General features: G+C 66.3%; 6 protein-coding genes. 2 read left to right on the forward strand and 4 right to left on the reverse strand.

Annotated elements, in window-relative coordinates:
* Nucleotides 1-64: 64 nt before the first annotated feature.
* Nucleotides 65-2,107: an NAD(+) synthase gene (locus tag AB4879_RS00240; RefSeq protein ID WP_370505934.1), complete on the forward strand. Its 2,043-nt coding sequence runs from the start codon at nucleotides 65-67 to the stop codon at nucleotides 2,105-2,107.
* On the opposite strand, the gene AB4879_RS00245 is transcribed toward AB4879_RS00240, so the two are convergent.
* Genes AB4879_RS00245 through AB4879_RS00260 form a run of 4 tightly spaced genes read right to left on the reverse strand, consistent with a single transcriptional unit; the run spans nucleotide 2,108 to nucleotide 4,794 of the window.
* Entirely contained in the window at nucleotides 2,108-2,752 is a 645-nt protein-coding gene (locus AB4879_RS00245) for a cation transporter (RefSeq protein WP_370505935.1), read from the reverse strand.
* Nucleotides 2,722-3,045 carry an ArsR/SmtB family transcription factor gene (locus AB4879_RS00250; RefSeq protein WP_370505936.1) on the reverse strand — a complete coding sequence of 108 codons (324 nt, stop codon included), beginning with the start codon at nucleotides 3,043-3,045 and terminating at the stop codon, nucleotides 2,722-2,724. Before AB4879_RS00250 ends, AB4879_RS00245 begins: the two co-directional genes overlap by 31 nt.
* Nucleotides 3,046-3,087: 42 nt before the next feature.
* Complete coding sequence (locus AB4879_RS00255) at nucleotides 3,088-3,909, reverse strand: enoyl-CoA hydratase/isomerase family protein (protein ID WP_102805658.1); 822 nt, start codon at nucleotides 3,907-3,909, stop codon at nucleotides 3,088-3,090.
* Between the two features lie 33 nt (nucleotides 3,910-3,942).
* On the reverse strand, nucleotides 3,943-4,794 hold the full coding sequence (locus tag AB4879_RS00260) for a ribokinase (protein WP_370505937.1): 852 nt from the start codon (nucleotides 4,792-4,794) through the stop codon (nucleotides 3,943-3,945).
* Nucleotides 4,795-5,146: 352 nt separating this feature from the next.
* On the opposite strand from AB4879_RS00260, the gene AB4879_RS00265 reads away from it, so the two are divergent.
* The coding region (locus AB4879_RS00265) for a beta strand repeat-containing protein (protein ID WP_370505938.1) at nucleotides 5,147-7,578 on the forward strand (2,432 nt) is incomplete at its 3' end.

Genomic DNA, 7,578 nt, shown 5'->3' on the forward strand with positions numbered 1-7,578 from the left:
GTCGGAGACGTTCGAACGGGTGGTTCCCGTTTCCGCTGCGGGAGTGACGGGCAACAATGGGGCCATGGATTTCTACTCCGCCTACCGGCACGGGTTCGTGCGGGTCGCTGCCTGCACACACCACACGGTGCTGGCGGACCCCGCAGCCAACGCCGAGTCGGTGCTGCGGATCGCGCGGGCCAACCACGACGACAGCGTCGCGGTGACGGTGTTCCCGGAGCTCACCTTGTCGGGCTACTCGATCGAGGACATCCTGCTGCAGGACTCGCTGCTCGACGCCGTTGAAGACGCCCTGCTCGAGGTGGTCGCGGCGTCGGCCGATCTGTTCGGCGTGCTGGTGGTCGGAGCGCCGCTGCGGTATCTGCATCGCATCTACAACACCGCAGTGGTCATCCACCGCGGTGCGGTGCTCGGGGTGGTGCCGAAGTCCTATCTGCCGAACTACCGCGAGTTCTACGAACGTCGTCAGGTCGCGGCCGGTGACGACATGGCGGGCACGATCCGCATCGGTGGTGTAGACGTGCCGTTCGGTCCGGACCTGTTGTTCGCCGCCGACGACGTGTCCGGGCTGGTGTTGCATGTCGAGATCTGCGAGGACATGTTCGTCCCGATTCCGCCGAGCGCCGAGGCAGCTCTGGCGGGTGCGACGGTGTTGGCGAACCTATCCGGTAGCCCGATCACGATCGGCCGGGCCGAGGACCGCAAGCTCCTGGCCCGTTCGGCATCGGGGCGCTGCCTGGCTGCCTACATCTACGCCGCGGCGGGCGAGGGGGAGTCCAGCACCGATTTGGCGTGGGACGGCCAGACGATGATCTACGAGAACGGCCGTCTGCTGGCCGAATCCGAGCGATTTCCGAAAGGGGAGCGACGCTCGGTCGCCGATGTCGACATGGATCTGTTGCGCTCTGAGCGGCTCCGGATGGGCACCTTCGACGACAATCGTCGCCACCATCAGGATCGGTTGAAGGCGTTCCGGCGCATCGGGTTCCGCCTCGACCCGCCGAGTGGAGACATCGGATTGATGCGCGAGGTGGAGCGGTTTCCGTTCGTGCCGAGCGATCCGCTTCGCCTGGAGCAGGATTGCTACGAGGGCTACAACATCCAGGTCGCCGGTCTCGAGCAGCGACTGCGGGCACTGAACTATCCGAAGGTCGTGATCGGGGTGTCCGGCGGCCTGGACTCGACGCACGCCCTCATCGTGGCCGCCCGGGCCATGGACCGGGAAGGCCGGCCCCGCAGCGACATCCTGGCATTCACCCTGCCGGGGTTCGCGACCGGTGAGCGCACCAAGAGCAATGCGATCAAGCTGTCGCAGGCGCTGGGAGTCACGTTCTCCGAGTTGGACATTCGAGACACCGCCACGCTGATGTTGACGGAGATCGGTCACCCCTTCTCCCGCGGCGAGAAGGTGTACGACGTGACCTTCGAGAACGTCCAGGCAGGGCTGCGCACCGACTACCTGTTCCGGATCGCCAATCAGCGCGGCGGGATCGTCCTGGGTACCGGCGACCTCTCCGAACTCGGCCTGGGCTGGTCGACCTACGGGGTCGGCGATCAGATGTCACACTACAATGTCAACGGTGGAGTGCCGAAAACCCTTATCCAGCACCTGATCCGGTGGGTGATCTCGTCCGGAGAGTTCTCCGATGAGGTCGGCGAGATTCTGCAGTCGGTCCTCGACACCGAGATCACCCCCGAACTGGTGCCGACCGGTGAGGACGAGGAGATCCAGAGCAGCGAAGCCAAGGTCGGCCCGTACTCGCTGCAGGATTTCTCGTTGTTTCAGGTGTTGCGATACGGCTTCCGGCCGTCGAAGATCGCGTTCCTGGCCTGGCACGCCTGGAGCGATCCGGCCGGCGGAGCCTGGCCGCCGGGATTCCCCGAAGGCAAGCGTCCGGCGTACTCGCTCAAGGAGATTCGGCATTGGTTGAGTGTCTTCGTGCAGCGCTACTACTCGTTCAGTCAGTTCAAGCGGTCGGCACTGCCCAACGGGCCCAAGGTGTCGCACGGCGGATCGCTGTCGCCGCGCGGTGATTGGCGGGCGCCGTCGGACATGTCGGCACGGATCTGGCTTGCCGAAATCGAGCAGGAGATCCCGGAGGACTGATCACCGGCAGCAATCGTCTCCGCGCCATGCTTCGCGACCTTCGCGTGCCGCCACACCGGCGATGACGAGGGCGGCGATCGGGTCGGCCCACCACCACCCGGCGACCGCGTTGAGCAGCAGTCCGGCGAGCAGCACCGCCGACAGGTAGGTGCACAGCAGGGTCTGTTTGGAGTCTGCCACCGCCGACCGCGATCCGAGTTCCCGGCCTGCCCTGCGTTGGGCCCATGACAGCAGCGGCATGATGGCCAGGCTGACGGCGGCCAGTCCGATCCCGATCGGGGAGTGTCTGGGTTCCTGACGTCCGGCCAGCGCCAGGAGCGCGTCCACGGTCACGTAGATCGCCAGCCCGAAGAACGAGAACGCGACGATCCGCAGCGCGGTCTTCTCCCGTGTCTCAGGGTCTTTCGCGGCGAACTGCCACGCGATCGCTGCCGCCGAGGACACCTCGATCAGCGAGTCCAACCCGAAGCCGATCAGCGCCGCCGACGAGACGCGGGCGCCCTCGGTCAGCGCGATGGCCGCTTCGACGAGGTTGTAGGCGATCGTGGCCGCCACCAACAGCCGGATACGCCGCCCGAGTTGCGCGCGGCGCGTTGCGGATAGCGCATCGGCCATCAGCAGCAATCGTCCGCGGCCGGGCAGCATGCCGGGTCGACGGTCAGCACCAGCCCGAGCAGATCGTCGAGGGCGTTGGCGATCCGGGCGTCGGCCAGTTCGTAGCGGCTTCGTCGTCCCTCGGGTTCGGCCACCACCAGGCCGCACCCGCGTAAGCAGGCCAGGTGGTTGGACAGGATCTGGCGCGAGACACCGATCGTGTCGGCCAGATCCGACGGGTAGCCGGGACCATCGCGCAGCAGAAGGAGGATCTCGGCCCGAGTGGGATCGGACAATGCACAACCGAACCGGGCGAGGGCATCGCGGTGGGTGACGCTCTGCATCCTCCGACAGTACAGCGTGGAATGTATTCAGAACAGGCTGAACTACAGCCTGCCGTCAATGCGCAGATCCGGATGCACCCAGTCTGGCGACCGGCGTTCCTTGAACGCCATGAAACCTTCGATGGACTCCGGCGATCCGAGACTGCGCTGCATGCCGATCCGGTCGTACAGCCCCAGATAGTTGTCAATGCTGGACTTGACCACCGAACGCGCGACCGGAGCGGTGCGGCAGCACTGGGCGAGGATGTCCCGTGCCGTCTCGGCCAGTGCGTCGTGTGGAACCACCCGGGCGACCATGCCCCAATCCAGCGCCTCGTCGGCGGTCAGCGTGCGGCCGGTGAACATCAGGTCGCGGGTCCGGACCGGGCCGATCAGCCGGGCCAGCATCTGGCTGTAGTAGGTGTCGGCGATCCCGCGGTAGAGCTCGGGGACGCGAAACGTCGCGCGGTCACTGACCACCGCCATGTCGGCGCACAGTGCGATCTGCAGCCCGCCGCCCTGACACAGTCCGTTGACGGCGGCCACCACCGGCTTGGCGGACTGCCGCAGCGTGTCGAACGGTAACGCGTCCATGCCGAGCGCCGCCCCGAAGGTGAGCCAGTTGTCCACCCCGCCGCCGCCCATGTCTCCGCCGGGGGCGAACACGTCGCCGGTGCCGGTGATCAGCAGACCGGCCAGATCCGGGTCCGCCGCGACGTGGTTGACCGCGTACTTGATGCCGAAGTACATCGCCGGCGTCATGGCGTTGCGCGCCTCGGGGCGGTCCAGGGTGCACACCCCGAACGCGCCCTCCCGGGTGAATTTCAGGAACGGGGTGCCGAGCCAGTCACCCTCGGGCGGCCGCGGACTGTCGCTGTGTGTCATCGAGTGCACACTATCGCCCCAACCGTAACGAATTCAGTACCGGGTGAGGGCGTCGTCGATCGCCTCGCTGCGCGGTGCGCAATCGCCTGCGCCGGCGATCAGTGTCGCCAGCGACCCCGCGGCGCAGGCCCGCCGTAGTGCGCGGTCATGGCCGCGTGCCCAGCCGGCGGCGAGCACGCCCGCGAAGACGTCGCCTGCCCCGGTGGTGTCGATCGCCTCGACCTCGGGACTGGGGACGTCGACAGCGCCGTGCGGCCCACGGTACGTCGCGCCGCGGGAACCGCGGGTCACCACGAGATGTTCTGTTGGCCAACGCCAGTGCGGTTCCTCGGCTTCGTTGACGATGACGACGTCGGTGACATCAGCCAACTCGGCCAGTTCCGGGTCGGCGCTGACCGGGGAGGCGTTGACCATCACCGTGGCCCCGACGGAGCGCGCCTCTCGGGCGGCAGCCACGGCCGTCGCGACCGGCACCTCCAACTGAACGAGCAGCACCTCGCAGTCCGCGATGACGGCGCGGGCAGCCGCGTTGAGCGTCAGATGCCCGTTGGCTCCGGGCGCCACCACGATCATGTTCTCGCCGTGGTCGTCGACCAGGATGACAGCCCGGCCGCTGACAACCGACAACGCCTCCACACCGTCGAGGCGAACGCCGTTCGCGCGCAGATGGGTCCGCAATTCATCGCCCTCCGCGTCGGTGCCGACCGCTCCGACGAACTGCACGTCGGCGCCGGCGCGGGCCGCGGCCACCGCCTGATTGCCGCCCTTACCGCCTGGGGCGGTCACCACCGACGAGCCCAGAACCGTCTCGCCGGCCCGCGGCAACGCGGCTACCCGAAAGAACTGATCGACGTTCACGCTGCCCACCACGCACACCCGTGTCACGGAGTCCACGCTAGTTTGCTGATCTGCTCCGCAGAACGGTTGGCAAAATTTTGCCGGCAACTTGAACAGTCGCCGCCTTCAGTACTGGCAGCCGTGTTAATTTAGCGCCGTGGCCGGCTGCCATCACGCGAAGAAGAGCACCAAACCGCGACCCGGTCGGCACCGTAAACGGCCACAACCTCGTATCGAGCCCTACTCCTGGCTAGGGGCGGGGGTGGCGACCGTCGCCCTCGGAGCCGCATTTGCTGCCGGCCCCGCCGTGGCTTTCGCAGACAATGCCAGTTCCTCTGCGGGTGCGGGTTCAGCAGGCAACAGCGCGACCGGACACCAAGCCTCGCGCACAGCCTCCCCGGTGAAGACCGGACCGCAACGTCCGGGCGGCACCCCGCCGGCCGGCGCGACCGCAGGCACCACGCAGGACGAACCGGGCGCGACGACGTCGGTGCGCCGCCCTGGGCTCGGACAGTCCGGACGGGGACGCCACCCGGCGGAGTCAGGCTCCTCGGACAGCGGATCGTCGACCTCGGGCACCGACGGCGCATCGACCGGCGGGCCGGCGCCCGCTGCGGCGAAAGTCGCTGCCACGAGCCACTCCACGCCGGCAGCGACCGCCGATCCGATAGCCGGCACGAGTCCCGGGACGATCACGGATTCGGCGTCCGCCGAGTTCACGGCCGCAGCCGTCCAGGTCCCTGCCGCCGCGGCCGCCGCAGCGGTGACCGACGCCCCGGTGATGGCCGCCGCGTCACGCGCCGCCGCAGCCGATCTGGCCGGCGGCTATCAGGCGTTGGCTGCCGCCCTGAACGCCTGGGCGGCGTCCATCTCCAGCCAGCTGGCCGCCGGCACCTTCCAATCCCGGTTGCGCACCGCGCTCGGAATCCCGCTGATCACATCGGCATTGAGCCTCGCCGGCGTCAACGTCGGGCTCGGCAACGTCGGCTCGCCCAACCTCGGCAACGGCAACGTCGGCGCCCTGAACCTGGGCTCGGGCAACCACGGTAGCTCGAATGTCGGTGACGGGAACGTCGGTAGTGCCAACCTCGGGTCCGGAAACGCGGGGGATCAGAACGTCGGGTCGGGCAACAGCGGCAGTTCGAATGTCGGGTTCGGGAATCTGGGCAACTCCAATTTTGGTTGGGGGAACTTGGGGGACTTCAACTTTGGGTTCGGCAATATCGGGTCGGGCAATATCGGGTTCGGGAACTCAGGTACCGGCAACATCGGTATCGGGCTGACCGGGAACAACCAATTCGGGTTCGGTGGCTGGAACACCGGCAGCGGGAACATCGGGCTGTTCAACTCGGGTAACAACAACGTCGGGTTCTTCAACTCCGGTGACGGCAACGTCGGGTTCTTCAACTCGGGCAACCACAACTGGGGTTTCGGCAACGCCGGCAACCTGAACACCGGCTGGCTCAACGTCGGCAACTACAACACCGGCGGCGTCAACGTCGGGCACTCCAACACCGGCTACGCCAACTCAGGCAACCGGAACAGTGGCGCCTTCAACATCGGCAGTACCAACACCGGATTCGCCAACGCCGGCAGCACCAACACCGGATTCGCCAACACCGGCAACTCGAACACCGGCCTAGCGAACTCCGGCAACCTCAACACCGGGGCGTTCATCTCCGGAAACTCGAGCAACGGGTTCTTTGTCACCGGCGACAACCGGAACCTCATCGGCGTCGATCTGTCGATCGGTATCCCCGCCATCCCGATCAACTTCCAGATCAGCATCCCGATCAACGAACAGATCGCGTTCCAAGCTCAGGACATCACCATCAACGGGGTCACGGTCCCCGCCTTCACCTATTCGGTGACGGGATTCTCAGCCTTCTTCGGGCCGATCACCATCCCGGCGTCCGTGTTCGCCGCACCCGGCGTCACGATCAACATCGGCTCGGCCACCACCACGATCGACATTTCGATTGTCGGACAAGCTGATCCGTACACCATCACCTTCCTCAAGATCGCGCCCGCACCAGGCTTTTTAAACTCGACGACGAATCCGACGTCAGGCTTCTTCAACACCGGTACCGGCGGCGGGTCTGGCTTCTTCAACTTCGGCGCCCTGTCCTCCGGCTGGGCCAACCTGGTCACCGGCGCGGGCTCGGGTCTGTCCGGTGCCCTCAACACCGGCTCCCTGTCGTCCGGTTTCGCCAATCTCGGCAACACGGTGTCCGGCTGGTTCAACACCAGCACGCTGAGTTCGGCCACCCCCGCGTTCATCTCCGGGTTCGGCAATGTGGGCTCCACTCTCGCCGGAGCGCTGCAAGGCATGGCGGTCAATCTCGGGTTCGGCAATGTGGGGTCGTTGAACGTTGGGCTGGGCAATGTCGGGGACTGGAATCTGGGGTCGGGTAATCAGGGCAGCGCGAATGTCGGTGACGGGAACGTCGGTGGCTCGAACCTGGGGTCGGGTAATTCGGGTGACCACAACGTCGGGTCGGGTAATCATGGCAGTTCGAACATCGGGTTCGGGAATCTGGGTAGCTCGAACTTTGGTTGGGGGAACTTGGGGGACTTCAACTTTGGGTTCGGCAATATCGGGTCGGGCAATATCGGGTTCGGGAACTCGGGCACCGGCAATATCGGGATCGGGCTGACGGGGAACAACCAATTCGGGTTTGGTGGCTGGAACACCGGTTCCGGGAACATCGGGTTGTTCAACTCGGGTAACAACAACGTCGGGTTCTTCAACTCCGGTGATGGCAATGTCGGGTTCTTCAACTCCGGCAACAACAACTGGGGCTTCGGCAACGCCGGCAACCTCAACACCGG

Origin of the sequence: Mycobacterium sp. SA01 (assembly GCF_041287105.1) — a bacterium.
Lineage (GTDB): Bacteria > Actinomycetota > Actinomycetes > Mycobacteriales > Mycobacteriaceae > Mycobacterium.